This window comes from Paraburkholderia acidisoli (genome assembly GCF_009789675.1).
GTDB lineage: Bacteria > Pseudomonadota > Gammaproteobacteria > Burkholderiales > Burkholderiaceae > Paraburkholderia > Paraburkholderia acidisoli.
Map to the genome: position 1 here is coordinate 2,608,588 of NZ_CP046913.1, position 13,958 is coordinate 2,622,545.

The 13,958-nt window shown below is 54.9% G+C and carries 13 protein-coding genes; 6 read left to right on the top strand and 7 right to left on the bottom strand.

All coding sequences use genetic code 11. The features are described from left to right. Positions 1–55 precede the first annotated feature (55 nt). The 6 genes from glyQ (at position 56) to FAZ98_RS11515 (ending at position 6,157) form a co-directional block, all read left to right on the top strand. The gene (gene glyQ / locus FAZ98_RS11490) at positions 56–1,063 is read left to right on the top strand and encodes a glycine--tRNA ligase subunit alpha (protein WP_158951329.1); all 1,008 of its coding nucleotides are present in this window, start codon (positions 56–58) and stop codon (positions 1,061–1,063) included. A gap of 16 nt (positions 1,064–1,079) precedes the next feature. After that, positions 1,080–3,179, top strand: coding sequence for a glycine--tRNA ligase subunit beta (glyS, locus tag FAZ98_RS11495; RefSeq protein ID WP_158951330.1), 2,100 nt, complete (start codon positions 1,080–1,082; stop codon positions 3,177–3,179). Positions 3,180–3,200: 21 nt separating this feature from the next. Then, positions 3,201–3,764, top strand: a complete 564-nt coding sequence (gmhB, locus tag FAZ98_RS11500; protein ID WP_158951331.1) for a D-glycero-beta-D-manno-heptose 1,7-bisphosphate 7-phosphatase — start codon at positions 3,201–3,203, stop codon at positions 3,762–3,764. A gap of 56 nt (positions 3,765–3,820) precedes the next feature. Beyond that, on the top strand, positions 3,821–4,585 hold the full coding sequence (locus FAZ98_RS11505; RefSeq protein ID WP_158951332.1) for a lysophospholipid acyltransferase family protein: 765 nt from the start codon (positions 3,821–3,823) through the stop codon (positions 4,583–4,585). A 160-nt stretch (positions 4,586–4,745) separates the two neighbouring features. Further along, complete coding sequence (locus FAZ98_RS11510) at positions 4,746–5,636, top strand: M48 family metallopeptidase (RefSeq protein ID WP_158951963.1); 891 nt, start codon at positions 4,746–4,748, stop codon at positions 5,634–5,636. A gap of 104 nt (positions 5,637–5,740) precedes the next feature. Further along, positions 5,741–6,157 (top strand): serine O-acetyltransferase, encoded by a 417-nt coding sequence (locus FAZ98_RS11515; RefSeq protein WP_158951333.1) that lies wholly within the window; start codon positions 5,741–5,743, stop codon positions 6,155–6,157. Positions 6,158–6,192: 35 nt separating this feature from the next. On the opposite strand, the gene FAZ98_RS11520 is transcribed toward FAZ98_RS11515, so the two are convergent. The 7 genes from FAZ98_RS11520 to wecC all read right to left on the bottom strand — a co-directional run bounded on the left by FAZ98_RS11520 (position 6,193) and on the right by wecC (position 13,953). After that, the gene (locus tag FAZ98_RS11520; protein WP_158951334.1) at positions 6,193–6,975 is read right to left on the bottom strand and encodes a heparin lyase I family protein; all 783 of its coding nucleotides are present in this window, start codon (positions 6,973–6,975) and stop codon (positions 6,193–6,195) included. Then, positions 6,972–7,694: a WecB/TagA/CpsF family glycosyltransferase gene (locus tag FAZ98_RS11525; RefSeq protein WP_158951335.1), complete on the bottom strand. Its 723-nt coding sequence runs from the start codon at positions 7,692–7,694 to the stop codon at positions 6,972–6,974. The genes FAZ98_RS11520 and FAZ98_RS11525 overlap by 4 nt, the downstream gene beginning before the upstream one ends. Before the next feature lie 84 nt (positions 7,695–7,778). After that, on the bottom strand, positions 7,779–8,900 hold the full coding sequence (locus FAZ98_RS11530) for a glycosyltransferase family 4 protein (protein WP_158951336.1): 1,122 nt from the start codon (positions 8,898–8,900) through the stop codon (positions 7,779–7,781). Between the two features lie 11 nt (positions 8,901–8,911). Beyond that, the gene (locus tag FAZ98_RS11535; protein ID WP_158951337.1) at positions 8,912–10,120 is read right to left on the bottom strand and encodes a VpsF family polysaccharide biosynthesis protein; all 1,209 of its coding nucleotides are present in this window, start codon (positions 10,118–10,120) and stop codon (positions 8,912–8,914) included. A gap of 47 nt (positions 10,121–10,167) precedes the next feature. Continuing rightward, the gene (locus FAZ98_RS11540; protein ID WP_158951338.1) at positions 10,168–11,295 is read right to left on the bottom strand and encodes a glycosyltransferase; all 1,128 of its coding nucleotides are present in this window, start codon (positions 11,293–11,295) and stop codon (positions 10,168–10,170) included. Further along, positions 11,292–12,716: a lipopolysaccharide biosynthesis protein gene (locus FAZ98_RS11545; RefSeq protein ID WP_158951339.1), complete on the bottom strand. Its 1,425-nt coding sequence runs from the start codon at positions 12,714–12,716 to the stop codon at positions 11,292–11,294. Before FAZ98_RS11545 ends, FAZ98_RS11540 begins: the two co-directional genes overlap by 4 nt. Then, positions 12,709–13,953, bottom strand: a complete 1,245-nt coding sequence (wecC, locus tag FAZ98_RS11550; RefSeq protein ID WP_158951340.1) for a UDP-N-acetyl-D-mannosamine dehydrogenase — start codon at positions 13,951–13,953, stop codon at positions 12,709–12,711. The genes FAZ98_RS11545 and wecC overlap by 8 nt, the downstream gene beginning before the upstream one ends. Between the last annotated feature and the right edge of the window lie 5 nt (positions 13,954–13,958).

Here is a 13,958-nt window from a genome sequence, read left to right on the forward strand (position 1 = left end):
TGCGCCGGGCGCACCAGGTTCCGCTCCGAAAGACCGCACGACACTGCAGGCACACATGCTCACGTTTCAGCAAATCATCCTGACGCTCCAGTCTTACTGGGACAAGCAGGGCTGCGCGCTGCTCCAGCCGATCGACATGGAAGTCGGCGCCGGCACTTCGCACGTCCACACCTTCCTGCGCGCGATTGGCCCCGAGCCGTGGCGCGCGGCCTACGTGCAGCCCTCGCGCCGCCCCAAAGACGGCCGCTACGGCGAGAACCCGAACCGCCTCCAGCACTACTACCAGTACCAGGTCGTGCTCAAGCCGGCGCCGGAAAACATTCTCGACCTGTATCTCGGCTCGCTCGAAGCGCTCGGTTTCGATCTCAAGCAGAACGACGTGCGTTTCGTGGAAGACGACTGGGAGAATCCCACGCTCGGCGCGTGGGGTCTCGGCTGGGAAGTGTGGCTGAACGGCATGGAAGTCACGCAGTTCACCTACTTCCAGCAAGTGGGCGGCCTCGACTGCAAGCCGGTGCTCGGCGAAATCACCTACGGGCTCGAGCGTCTCGCCATGTATCTGCAGAAGGTCGAGAACATTTACGACCTCGTGTGGACCGAGTGGGAAGAACAAGGCCCGAACGGCCTGGAAATCCGCCGCCTCACCTATGGCGACGTCTATCACCAGAACGAAGTCGAGCAATCGACCTACAACTTCGAGCACGCGAACGTCGACCTGCTGTTCACGTTCTTCAACGCGTACGAAAGCGAAGCGAAGCGCATGATGGAGCAGCAACTCGCGCTGCCCGCCTACGAACTCGTGCTCAAGGCCGCACACACCTTCAACCTGCTCGACGCGCGCGGCGCGATCTCCGTGACGGAGCGCGCGGCGTATATCGGCCGCATCCGCACGCTGTCGCGCAGCGTGGCGCAGTCGTACTACGAGTCGCGCGAAAAGCTCGGCTTCCCGATGCTCGGCAATCCCGTGCACGGCGTGCCGGGCCTGACCACCGACGAACAGGACGCCGCGATGCCCGCCTGGGCGCCGCCGCTGAAGGTCGAACGCAAGTTCGCCGAGGAATGACCGGATCTCCAGAACAATGACGCAAGCTCATCACGCCACTCTCCTCGTCGAACTGTTGACCGAGGAACTGCCGCCGAAGGCCCTCGCGCGCCTCGGCGACGCCTTTGCCGAAGGCATCGCGCAGCGCCTCGCCGCGCGCGATCTCATCGAAGGCGATCTCTCGTTCGAACGCTTCGCCACGCCGCGCCGTCTCGCGGTGACGATCAAGAACGTGCGCAGCGTCGCGCCCGAAAAGCAGGTGCGCGAAAAAGTGCTGCCCGTGTCGGTCGCGCTCGACGCCAACGGCCAGCCCACCGCGCCGCTCGCGAAGAAGCTCGCCGCGCTCGGCTTCCCCGAGTTTCCGGTTGGCGATCTCGAACGCGCGAGCGACGGCAAGAACGAGGCGTTCTTCCTGCGCTATGCGGCGCCGGGCGCCACGCTCGCCGACGGCCTGCAGGCCGTGCTCGACGAAGCGCTCGGCAAGCTGCCCATCCCGAAGGTCATGAAGTATCAGCGCCCGGACGGCAGTGACGTGCAGTTCGTGCGCCCCGTGCATCGCCTCACGGTGCTGCACGGCGAGGCAATCGTGCCGGTCACGGCATTCGGCATCGACGCCGGCGACACCACGCGCGGCCACCGCTTCCTCTCGGAAGGCCCGATCGCCATCTCGCACGCCGACGACTACGCGCACACGCTCCAGCACAAGGGCTCCGTGATCGCGAACTACGCCGAGCGCCGCGACTCGATTCGCGCGCAACTCGCCGAGCAGGCGGCCGGCGACCAGGTCGTGATGCCGGAAGCGCTGCTCGACGAAGTGAATTCGCTCGTCGAATGGCCGGTCGTGTACGCGTGCAAGTTCGAGGACGAATTCCTGCAAGTGCCGCAGGAATGCCTGATCCTCACGATGCAGACCAACCAGAAGTACTTCGCGCTCACCGACGACGAAGGCCGTCTGCGCTCGCGCTTCCTGATCGTCTCGAATCTCGCGACTTCCACGCCCGAGCAGATCGTCGAAGGCAACGAGCGCGTGGTGCGCCCGCGTCTCGCCGACGCCAAGTTCTTCTTCGAGCAGGACAAGAAGAAGACGCTTGCCGACCGCGTGCCGTTGCTCGCGAACGTGGTCTATCACAACAAGCTCGGCTCGCAGTTGCAGCGCGTGGAGCGTCTCGAAGCGCTCGCGGGTCTGATCGCCGAACGCTCGGGCGCCGACGTCGCGCTCGCGCGGCGCGCCGCGCGCCTCGCGAAGGCCGACTTGCTGACCGACATGGTCGGTGAATTCCCCGAGCTGCAAGGCACGATGGGCACCTACTACGCGCGCCACGACGGCGAGCCGGAAGACGTGGCCATCGCGTGCTCGGAGCACTATCAGCCGCGCTTCTCCGGCGACACGTTGCCCACGACCACGACCGGCAAGATCGTCGCGCTCGCCGACAAGCTGGAAACGCTCGTCGGCATCTGGGGCATCGGTCTCGCGCCCACGGGCGAGAAAGACCCGTTCGCGCTGCGCCGCCATGCGCTGGGCGTGCTGCGTATTCTCGTCGAAGAGCAGTTGCCGCTCGATCTCGTCGATCTGCTGCGCGGCGCGTATGCGCAATTCGCCGGTATCGACGCGGTGCAGGAATCGACCCAGGCGATCTACGAGTTCTGCCTCGACCGTCTGCGCGGCATGCTGCGTGAACGCGGCTACGCGGCGCAGGAAATCGACGCGGTGCTCGCGCTGAACCCGACGCGCCTCGACGACATCGTCGCGCGCCTCGACGCCGTACGCGAATTCGCGGCGCTCAACGAAGCGGCGTCGCTCGCGGCGGCCAACAAGCGCATCTCGAACATCCTCAAGAAGTCCGAGGGCACCGAGGACGCGGGCGTGCAGATCGCGCTGTTCGTGGAAGCGGCCGAGAAGGCGCTTTACGCGCAGCTCGAGCAGGTCGCGCCGCGCGTGGAAACGCAACTCGCCGCGCGCGAGTACACGGGCGCGCTCACGGCGCTCGCCGCGTTGCGCGAAACCGTCGACACGTTCTTCAACGACGTGATGGTCAACGCCGAAGATCCGGCGCTGCGCGCGAACCGCCTGGCGTTGCTGAAGGCGCTGCACCGGCAGATGAACCGCGTCGCGGACATCTCGCGACTCGCTGCGTAACGGCAAGCCAGGAACCACGCCATGCCGACCAGCACACCCCGCAAACTCGTCGTTCTCGACCGCGACGGCGTGATCAACCTCGACTCCGACGCGTTCATCAAGACGCCGGACGAATGGGTTGCGATTCCCGGCAGCCTCGAAGCGATCGCGCGCCTGAACCAGGCGGGCTATCGCGTCGCGGTGGCGACGAACCAGTCCGGCATCGGCCGCGGCCTGTTCGACACGGCCGCGCTCAACGCCATGCACGCGAAGATGCATCGGCTCGCGGCCGCCGTGGGCGGCCGTATCGACGCCGTGTTCTTCTGCCCGCACACCGCGCAAGACCATTGCGACTGCCGCAAGCCCAAGCCCGGCATGCTCAAGATGATCGTCGAACGTTTCGAGATCGAACCCGGGAACACGCCCGTGGTGGGCGACTCGCTGCGCGACCTCGAAGCGGGCGCGGCGCTCGGCTTCCGCCCGCACCTCGTGCGCACGGGCAAGGGCGAGAAAACGCTCGCGGCGGGCGGGCTGCCCGAAGGCACCCGCGTGCATGACGACCTGCGCGCCTTCGTGTTCGACTTTCTCGCCAACGAACCCGCTTGAGCGCGGCGAGCCGGCCTCCGGCTCCTCGCGCCCGCCACTTCTAACCTGTCCGCCCGATGCGCTTCCTCCGTTCCCTGCTGCTGTTCATCTACTTCATCGTCTACACGATGCCGTACGCGACGGCGTGCTTCATTGCGTTCCCGTTCTTGAACGCGACGCGGCGCTACTGGATGGCCGTGGGCTGGTGCCGCTCGACGCTGTTCGTCGCGCGCGTGCTGACCGGCATCCGCTATCGCATCGAGGGCTGGGAAAACCTGCCGGACGGGCCCGCCGTGCTCCTTTCGAAGCACCAGTCGGCGTGGGAGACGCTCGCGTTTCCGGCGCTGATGCCGCGCCCGCTCTGCTACGTGTTCAAGCGCGAGCTGTTGTACGTGCCGTTCTTCGGCTGGGCGCTCGGCATGCTGAAGATGGTTCACATCAACCGCAAGGAAGGCAAGAACGCGTTCGCCTCGGTCACGCGCCAGGGCAGGCAACGCATGGCCGAAGGCGCGTGGGTCATCATGTTCCCCGAGGGCACGCGTACGCCCGTGGGCAAGCAGGGCAAGTACAAGACGGGCGGCCCGCGTTTCGCCATCGAAACGGGCGCGCCCGTGGTGCCGATCGCGCACAACGCCGGCCACGTCTGGCCCCGAAATTCCTTTCTCAAATATGCGGGTATAGTCACGGTGTCGATCGGCAAGCCGATCGAGACGACCGGACTCACCCCCGACGAAGTGAACGCACGCGTGGAAGCGTGGATCGAAACGGAAATGCGCCGGATCGACCCCGGCGCCTATCGTGGTGCGGGCGATGCCGCAACGTCGAGCGCGACGCAAGCCTGATACACCGGTTTCTCCGGCGCGGCGAGTGTGGACGCGGATTGCGCGCGCAAGCGCCTGGCTTGCCGCGTGGCTCGCCCGCCTGACCGCATCGCGCCGCACGCCCACCGCTCCCACTGGCCAACGCGCCCGCCGCGCTCGCGCAATCGCACCAGGCTTGACGATGCAGAAGCCCTCCCGGCCGCGCCCTAACGCGGCACTCGATCATCATCAACTCGACTTGCCGCTCTTCGCCGAGCCGGCGCCTCTCCCCTCCGTTGACCCCACCGTGGATGCCAGCGCGACTCCCGCTGCGCCGGCGCGTACGCGCGGCCCCGCCCCGCTCGCGCCCGACGGCACGCGGCTGCGTTCGATCGTGTTCGGCTCGCAAACGCTGCATTACCGGCTCAAGCGATCGTCGCGGAAGTCGATTGGGTTTGTGATCGACGGAAGCGGACTCTCGATCACGGCGCCCCGCTGGGTGACGATCGCCGATATCGAGACGGCGATCGGCGAAAAGCAGCGCTGGATTTTTGCGAAACTCGCCGAGTGGCAGACGCGGGTCGAGCAGCGGGCGCTGCCGAAGGTCGAGTGGAAGGACGGCGCGGAACTGCCCTATCTGGGCAAGCCGATCACGCTGAAGCTGGGCGCTGCCGCACTGGCGTTCGACGAAGCGACGCGGGTGCTCGCGCTGCCGCTGCCGCCCCACGCGGATTCGCAGCAGATCAAGGATCGCGTGACCGGCTGGCTGCAAGGCGAAGCCAGGCGGATCTTCGGCGAGCGGCTGGCGGTGTATGCGCCGAAGCTGGGCGTGACGTTCCGGTCGTATGCGCTGTCTTCGGCCGCGACTCGCTGGGGTAGCTGTTCGAGCGAAGGGCGGATTCGCCTGAACTGGCGGTTGGTGCACTTTCCGCTTTCGGTTGTGGACTACGTGGTGGCGCACGAGCTTTCGCACTTGCGCGAGATGAATCACAGCCCGCGGTTCTGGGAAACGGTGGAGTCGGTGTTTCCGGAGTTCCGGGAGGCGAGGAAGGTGTTGAAGGAGAGTTCGGCGGAAATGATACCGGAGGTGTGAAGTTCACCTCGTTGGTCCAAGCTCCAAAATTAGGATCAGTATTATTGAATCAATACAGTATCACATGCGATGCTACCGGCTGACCGGTGTCTCATGAGAATCATATGATCTATATCTTCCGTCTTGCGAACCTGCTCTTCCGTTTGCGGATCCCCGCACTCCCCTGGATTCTAAAAATATTAAATAGAATTCTTTTCTCTGTATCCTTGCCCCCCTCTGTACAAGTCGGCTCCAACGTGACGTTTGGGTATCAAGGTCTTGGTATCGTTGTCCATAAGAGCGCGCGCCTTGGCTCCAATATCGTCATTTCGCCGAACGTTGTAATTGGCGGAAAAGGAAGAGGAAAGCCGGGCGCGCCGATTATCGAGGATGACGTAGTTATTGGCGCAGGGGCGTGTATTCTTGGCCCTATCAGGATTGGTCGCGGAGCAATAATCGGTGCCAATGCTGTTGTGCTTGTCGATGTCACGCCGGGAGCGATGGTCGTGGGCATTCCGGCCCGGGAGATCGAGCGTACGTAAATCTATTTTACAGAGGAATTTCCCCCTTAAGAATATTACAATTCATCACGTCTAACACTAATTTTTCCAAAATAAAGTGTTCGCTCATCTACATCTGAAGGCCTCGACTGCCACCACCATTTATAAATTCCGATTTTCAGGTATGCATCATCGTCATTCGCGTATGCGTTCTCGCACTCCTTGCAATGAACAACTAATTTTCCGTTCATGAACAAATCGGTTACGGCGCTTGTTCCCGCATGATCTGGCCGATAGTTCAACCGCCAGTGAACAACATTGTTTTTGTCAGCGCCGGGATCGCCAAATACGAATACATGAGGTACCGCCCTAGCCCCACCTCGTATCTCGACCTGATACCGCGCGTCCACGAAACGAACGGAGAACGGTGGAGGCCCAAGGCCCCCGTGCGCACCTTGAAGAATTTGGGCAAATAGCTCTGGCTGCATAGAGTCGAATTTATAATCTGATGGTATCGACGTTGACCATTCAACGGTATAGAGAAATCCAGGCGTAAACCGAAAAATTCTCGCAAATGAAATTTCTCCGCGAGGTGTTCCGTTCGCGACGGAAGAAAAATCATCAGAGTGATGGATTGAAACACGAAGAGCGTTACCGTTAAACGCTGAGCTGTACACAACCGATATCGCGTTCACTGGAGCCTGAACGTCTAGCAGATGATTAACACCATCGCTCCATGAATCGCTGTACAAGATTTTGTTATCTTCCTTGGTCGCTTCCGCATGCGCTGGTTTAATTAAAATTAAAAATATAAAAAAGCAAGCGCCAACAAAATACAATTTTTTTTCATTGTTTTTCATATGGGAGATTTGACTTTTCTACCAATTCGCGCCTTGATCAGCATCATAGCAAATTTGCTATTTGTCACAAGATATCGCCGCCACATTCTTCGAGGCTCTTGATAAACTCTAAAAAGCCACTCCAATCCCAAATTTTGCATCCAGACCGGAGCACGGTTAACCTTTCCTGCAACAACGTCAAATGTTCCTCCCACCCCCATCACAAAACCGACTCCTAACTGCGATTTCCATCTATTAATAAAATTCTCTTTAATAGGTGACGACATAGCAACAAACAGCATTTTAGCGCCGGACGCACTCACGCGTTCGACGATTTCGTGCTCTTGCCCTTGTTGAAAGTAACCGTGATGAAAACCGACAATTTCAAGTCCTGGAAAGCTTTTCTCACAGGCTTCAACAGCCTTTTTGAGCACGTCATCTGTTGCCCCAAGAAAATAGACCGGATATTTTTGAGAACTGGCCAACCCCAATAGATTTTCAAACAGATCAATCCCCGCAACTCGCTGTGGAATTACATGCCCTAAGACGCGAGCCGCCCAAACTACTCCCATGCCGTCGATGTTGATGAGATCACACGAATTGATCGATTCTGCCAAACGGGCGTCGGTCTGCATATTCACAATCTTCGCCACGTTCACCACAACATGCTGAGTAAACATACCTTCTCTCAGGCGCTTACCGATTATTTCAACAGACTCCTGAACGGACAATGCGTCCATCGGGCAACCAAATACACTAACTCTCTTGGTCGAACAAACAGATGTCATCTCCTCTCCCTTGCAATTTAAAATATACGAGCATCCTCAAATGGCACTTCGTGCGCATTTAAAATATGTTTTTTGAAGCTGCGTGACCATTTCTTCCATCGTAAAATGGGCTAAATATCTTTGACGAGCCGCTGCTCCAAGCCGCTCACGAAATTCTGGGTTGGTCATCAAACTCCGCATCGTATCCGCTAGCGCAGCAGCGTCATTGGGTGAGACAAGCTTTGCCTCAATGCCATCGCGCACTGCATCGACAATCCCCGGAATCGAAGTTGCGACAATCGTCAAACCGAACGCCATTGCTTCAAGTACGGCAATGGAAAATCCCTCGCTCCTTGACGGTAAAACAAAAATATCGGCAAGGCTCATAACGTGACGCTTGGCGTCTCCATTGATCCATCCACCATATTTGACGATATCCTCTAACTCGCGCGAAACAACATCCATTTCAAATTTCGGGATGTTCCCATTACCGTACACATCAACTCGAAACTTCAAATGATTTTTATCAATGATCTTTATGGCATCAAGCAGAGTTAAAATACCTTTATCCTGAGAAATCAACCCCAAAAATACAATTCTAATCGATTCGGATTTTTCATATTTTCTTTTATATTCTTCAGAAAAATCATTCTTAACCGGATCTACAATTCCATTATAAATTAACAGACATCTTTCGGATTCGAGTAGCCCGCTTGATAACGCGATCTGCTGCATATGATGCGAAAGCACAATCACATAATTAGCATACCGCAATGATCTACGAATGAAAAATCTAAATAAAAAATTTGAATTTAAATAATTTTCGAAAAAACCACCATTATGAACTTGAAAAATATATGGTGTTTTTGTAATTATACAAAAATGAGAAATTATTATTTTTCTGATCAAAGATCCTTTAAGCGCACTGTGCAAATGGACAATGTCTATATTGGAACGCACAATACTTAATAAAATATGACAAATTGCACAAAAAAACTCAATGATTTTTCTAAAATTCCCACATTCACTATTTCTCAGTGTGCTTAAAAAATGAAGCGAGATTCCTTTCGCCTTGAATAATTCGCCGTTGTCCTCCATGGCGGCAAGCAGCGAGGCAATCCCTCCCCGCGCAGCACGACCCGGACCAACGTGTATTACTCGCAGTGGTATAAAATTCATTGGTTATTCATTCATATTTTATGACATTCGGGAGGCGCGAATTTTGAATCACCAAAACTTACTTTCTGCCTCGCGATGCCATCCCGCACCCTTCCCGCCGCCCATCCAAATATTAAGCAAAGAAATAAAGCTGGCGTCTTGGTCACAAGAGAATTGTTTGTTAATGCAGTTGCAAAAAACACAAAAAACACCACAAGCAGCAGCTTTTCTGATTGCCCCTCAATCGATCGGGATAAGCGCTTTATGCTGACAAAAATACTGAGAAATAGTATCGATGTACTTATAAGTCCAAACATAAAAATATAAGCTACGATAAAATTCTCAATAACACTCACATCTGATTTTTCCATAATTCGAGCAACCCGATCTGGATCAATTCCTGTGATTACACTTCCAAAATCAACGTTACCGAGCATTTTAACTGATTGGAAGCGCACGCCAGAGCTGTCATCGTAAGCGCCCACATTCGCAATTCGATCCCCCAGAGCCCCGGAAAACAGCATCGAGAGTATTACAATTATCGCAATCGGGATTCCAATTAACACAATCGACAGCCTACCTGCAGAACGGAGGCCATATCGAAAAAACAGCAATGTATTAAATAGCAAATAGACCAACAACGCGCCTCTGGCACCAAATGCCGATAGCGCACCGATAACAAGAACAAAGATAAAAAAAGAAATATTTCTGTTCGCGCTTAGCTGTATCGGCACCGCCACACTTAATAGAACGAGTGCGTTGTTCAATGGGTGCCCGTGAAGTGCGGTAGCTCGAAAATATCCACCGTACCACGTATCGATAGGAATGAAATTCATCCTTCCCACTACCTCGATGATCGCCAGCACGCACTCGATAACCACGAATGTCAATCCCATTTTCCAAATTGTCTTTGCACCTTTATCGTTGACATAAGGAACAACCGCCGCTATCCAGAACACGGAAACAAGGGTGTCAACGGCGAAGCCCAACGATTGCCGTCCGCTACCAAGCGATCGAATTATGAGAATTAGAATAATGGCAGCCGAGCAAACGAACGGTACGCAGAAATTTCTTTCTGAAATTCTCGATCTCGCCTTGCCAAAGGGCAAACCTAGTATTGCCATTGCACTGAATGCAAGCAGCACATAGGGGTGAATCTTCCAGCCTGGCACGGACTCATTACCTGAATAATTCAAGCCGAAGTAGTTAAGTGTGGATCCACTTATGAAAAGCGCGAACATTGTTGCCAGGATGCTTAACCTGGACACGCACGCAGAACGAGAGATTCTCATCTCGAATATCCAGCACTCTGGGTTGACGCTTCTTTACGATGAGATGTTGAAAGTCCAACAGCCTCTAAATAGCGATCTCCGATGAAGTCTAACGAGAAGTCCCCAGCTCGGGAAACTTGCGCTGCTTCATTTTTCGCGGAATGTAATGATTCAGCCATCGCTTCTGCCAATTCAAGTTCATCACCGACTGCAACGAGACGACCAAATCGACCACTATCGAGAATTTCCTCCGGACCATGAGGACATCGTGTCGCCACAACACGTAGCCCGAAAGACAGCGCTTCTACGATGACATTGCCAAATCCCTCGCGTCTAGACGAACAAACGAATAGATCAGCTTGTTCATATAGATCTCGAACATCTGGCCTGAATCCCGGCAAGCTAACATGATTTGAAAGTCCCAGATCTAAAATCAGCTTCTCCAGATCTGAACGCCTCGGACCTTCCCCGGCGATTATCAACTTGACGTCGCCAATTCTCGGATCAATTCTCGCAAAGGCGCGAATCAATATGTCAAAACCTTTGTCATCGCAGAGTCGTCCCACCGCGAGGATGTTTTTTTCTCTGCGGGTCGATTCGATAATTTTTGACTTTGCATTCGGGATAAAGCATGGATTGTAGATCACGGAAATTTTTTTGCTTACTGGACCAGCAAGCGTCTGCTTCAAATCTTCCGCAACCCCTTTTGACACAGCGATAATTGAGTCACTTCTTTGATACAGGTATCGCCGCAATTTCCATTTGATTTTCTCCATCAACCGAGCGTTATGTTCTCCCTCGATGGTCAAATGTTCACTGATAACCAATCGAATTTTTTTAATTTCAAAAAATTGTGCAAATAGCGAAATCAGATTTGCGTAGGGCAAAAATGAAAGAACTGCGTCAGGCTTAACGCGGGTGAGAAGCCTCCTGAATTCCAGTACTCGTCCCAGATGCCCCGCACTGCTCGCGACTATAATCTCGACACCTTCGGGTAACACATAAGCGCTACTGGAAGCGTGGACGAAGAAAATTACCGCGGTTCCGCGCGCCACAAAATGACGCGCAATCTCCACAGCCACGCGTTCTGCACCGCCACCGGCGAGATTTGCGATATGAAATACGACTTTCCCATTTTTAATCATAGCCTTCCCACCAGCGCGCCACGCACGGAACCGATGTTTCCGCCAATATACAATCCAGCGAATATCATGACTCCCGTCAAAGTTGAAATACCTGTCACCAGATAATTTGAAAGATAAAAGCGCTCAATAAAATTGAAAAATAAAGTCCCACACCACAATGCGAATGAAGCGATAACAACAAGAATTATTGCACCTGTTGTTATTTGTCGAATGTCCACCAAATTTCTCGCAAATATTGCACTTACAAAGAGTGAGAACGTATTGGCAATCAATAGCCCAAATATCAGTCCTTCCAACCCATCAAGTCGAGCACCTAAATAAACCGATACTGTAGCCACTACAAGTGTCGATAAATTGATCACCATTAATATCCGTGTTTTCGCATGCAAATGAAAGGATTGATCGAAAAAATGCATTCGGAATGCACCGATTATTGCCATCGATAGTAATGGAAATAATATACGTTGCGCGGGAGCTCCGATTTCCGTCCCAAGCAACAATGGCAAGGCTATATCTCGTGCAAGGAATACTATGATAAAAACGACTAGCATCCCCGCCAGTGTCAGCAATCCAACTCGTGCGTGAAGCAGTTGATGATCAGACCGTGACCGGGTTTCTTTCTCTCTCAGTAGCCATGGATAGGCTGGCGTCACGATCAGGAGGCAAGCGGCAGAAACGGCATTGATGATCAACCCGCTCGTGGCGGCATAAATTCCCACCACTCGACTGGACTCAAAGGCCTCTAAAATCGGCCTATCGATACGCGTAAGGGCAGCGGTCGCCAAAAATACCGGGATCAGCGGTAATCCATACCCCATCATTTTTTGCAACTGTCTTTGATCAAATTGCGCAGTTCGCAAAATTCGGAAATGACCAAATCCGCAAAGAATGGTCTGTGCAATAAAAATTGTCGCGGTCGCACCTAGCATTAATGCCATTGAATGCGTCGCCGACCAGACGGCAATCCCAGCGCTCGTTGCGCCAACAGTCAGTAGAAATGACGCCACCGAATATCTCAATATTGCACCCGATGCGCGCGCTATTTCCTGTGTATACAGCGCAGCGCTTTTTGTCAGCGCAACCAAAGCGACCGCGCACCATTCGGCTTGAGATCCACCCACACAAAATAGCGAGAGGAGCCACACGATGACGCCAAACACTCCAACAAATATCCAAGTCAGGTGGCTGGTAAAAAGATATGTATCGCGCTCGTTATGCGGGAGCGTGTTCCAATATCTTACGAGCGCGAGTCTGTGCCATTGAAAGCAAATTCCTTGAAAGGCTTCTACGAGTGCCAGGTAGACAGCAAGTCGACCATAAGCTTGTGGACCGAGCATTCTCGCGTAAATCATTAGCGACAAGATGCCGCCGATCAGCGATATGCCATAGCCGACCGTCAGACCTAGCCCCTTTTTAGCCACGAGCCAAAACCCCTCGCGTATCAATCACCACTTTCGCCTGCAAACGAATCGGATCGACTTGTTTGAACTGAGAGTGATCGACCAGGATCACGATCACATCGGCCTCAGCCAATGCAGTGCGCAAATCACAGAGACCCATTCGGCCGTCGAGCTCGTCCGGAAGCCGATGAATGTTCGGCTCAACCGCGACCACTTGGCCTGGGAATTTGTCCGCGAGGTGTTTGGCGATTTCCACTGCCGGACTCTCCCGCAGGTCGTCGATGTTCGCCTTGAACGCGAGCCCTAAACACGCGATCAGCGGTTCACGGAAGCGCTTTGCTGCGTTTTCCGCGCGCTCAACGACCCAATGTGGTTTGTCGTCATTCACCGTGCGCGCGGCGCGAATGAGTCGAGCCTGATCCGGTGCAGAGTCAACGATGAACCAGGGATCGACGGCGATACAGTGACCACCCACACCCGGTCCCGGCTGAAGAATATCCACGCGCGGATGGCGATTCGCCAGCTTGATGAGTTCCCACACGTTGATATCGAGCCTGTCGCAAATCAAGGAAAGTTCGTTCGCGAAAGCAATGTTCACGTCGCGGAACGAATTTTCGGTTAGCTTGCACATTTCGGCGGTACGTGCGTCCGTCACAATGCATTCACCCCGCACGAAGACTTGATAGAGCTCCCGTGCCGACTCACTGCAGCGATGAGTCATACCGCCGATCACGCGATCGTTTTCCACCAATTCGCGAATCACATGACCGGGTAGCACGCGTTCCGGGCAATGCGCTACGCGCACGTCCGAGGAATCGCCCATTTGCTGCGGGAATGTGAGATCAGGGCGCATTTCAGCCATCCACTCAGCCATTTTCGCCGTCGCGCCAACCGGAGAAGTGGATTCGAGCACCACCAGATCGCCTTTCTTCAGAACCGGAGCCACAGCGCGGCTTGCGGCCTCAATGTACGAAAGATCAGGCTTATGGCCGTCCGAAAACGGCGTTGGTACCGCAATGAGAAAAGCGTCCGCTGCCTCAGGGTTTGTCGTCGCACGCAGATATCCTTGCGACACAGCCGCATGCACCAGCATGTCCAACTCAGGCTCGACAATATGAATGGCGCCGCGGTTGATCGTGTCGACGGCGTGCTGATTGACGTCGACACCAATCACTTTTTTTCGGCGAGCGGCGAATGCAGCGGCGGTTGGCAAGCCGATATACCCAAGGCCGATCACTGAAATCGTTTCGAAACTCATAGTAA

Excerpts from the sequence above, each read along its gene's own strand:
- glyQ (WP_158951329.1), top strand. The coding sequence starts at position 56 with ATGCTCACGTTTCAGCAAATCATCCTGACGCTCCAGTCTTACTGGGAC.
- glyS (WP_158951330.1), top strand. The coding sequence starts at position 1,080 with ATGACGCAAGCTCATCACGCCACTCTCCTCGTCGAACTGTTGACCGAG.
- gmhB (WP_158951331.1), top strand. The coding sequence starts at position 3,201 with ATGCCGACCAGCACACCCCGCAAACTCGTCGTTCTCGACCGCGACGGC.
- FAZ98_RS11505 (WP_158951332.1), top strand. The coding sequence starts at position 3,821 with ATGCGCTTCCTCCGTTCCCTGCTGCTGTTCATCTACTTCATCGTCTAC.
- FAZ98_RS11510 (WP_158951963.1), top strand. The coding sequence starts at position 4,746 with ATGCAGAAGCCCTCCCGGCCGCGCCCTAACGCGGCACTCGATCATCAT.
- FAZ98_RS11515 (WP_158951333.1), top strand. The coding sequence starts at position 5,741 with ATGATCTATATCTTCCGTCTTGCGAACCTGCTCTTCCGTTTGCGGATC.
- FAZ98_RS11520 (WP_158951334.1), bottom strand. The coding sequence starts at position 6,975 with ATGAAAAACAATGAAAAAAAATTGTATTTTGTTGGCGCTTGCTTTTTT.
- FAZ98_RS11525 (WP_158951335.1), bottom strand. The coding sequence starts at position 7,694 with ATGGACGCATTGTCCGTTCAGGAGTCTGTTGAAATAATCGGTAAGCGC.
- FAZ98_RS11530 (WP_158951336.1), bottom strand. The coding sequence starts at position 8,900 with ATGAATTTTATACCACTGCGAGTAATACACGTTGGTCCGGGTCGTGCT.
- FAZ98_RS11535 (WP_158951337.1), bottom strand. The coding sequence starts at position 10,120 with ATGTTCGCGCTTTTCATAAGTGGATCCACACTTAACTACTTCGGCTTG.
- FAZ98_RS11540 (WP_158951338.1), bottom strand. The coding sequence starts at position 11,295 with ATGATTAAAAATGGGAAAGTCGTATTTCATATCGCAAATCTCGCCGGT.
- wecC (WP_158951340.1), bottom strand. The coding sequence starts at position 13,953 with ATGAGTTTCGAAACGATTTCAGTGATCGGCCTTGGGTATATCGGCTTG.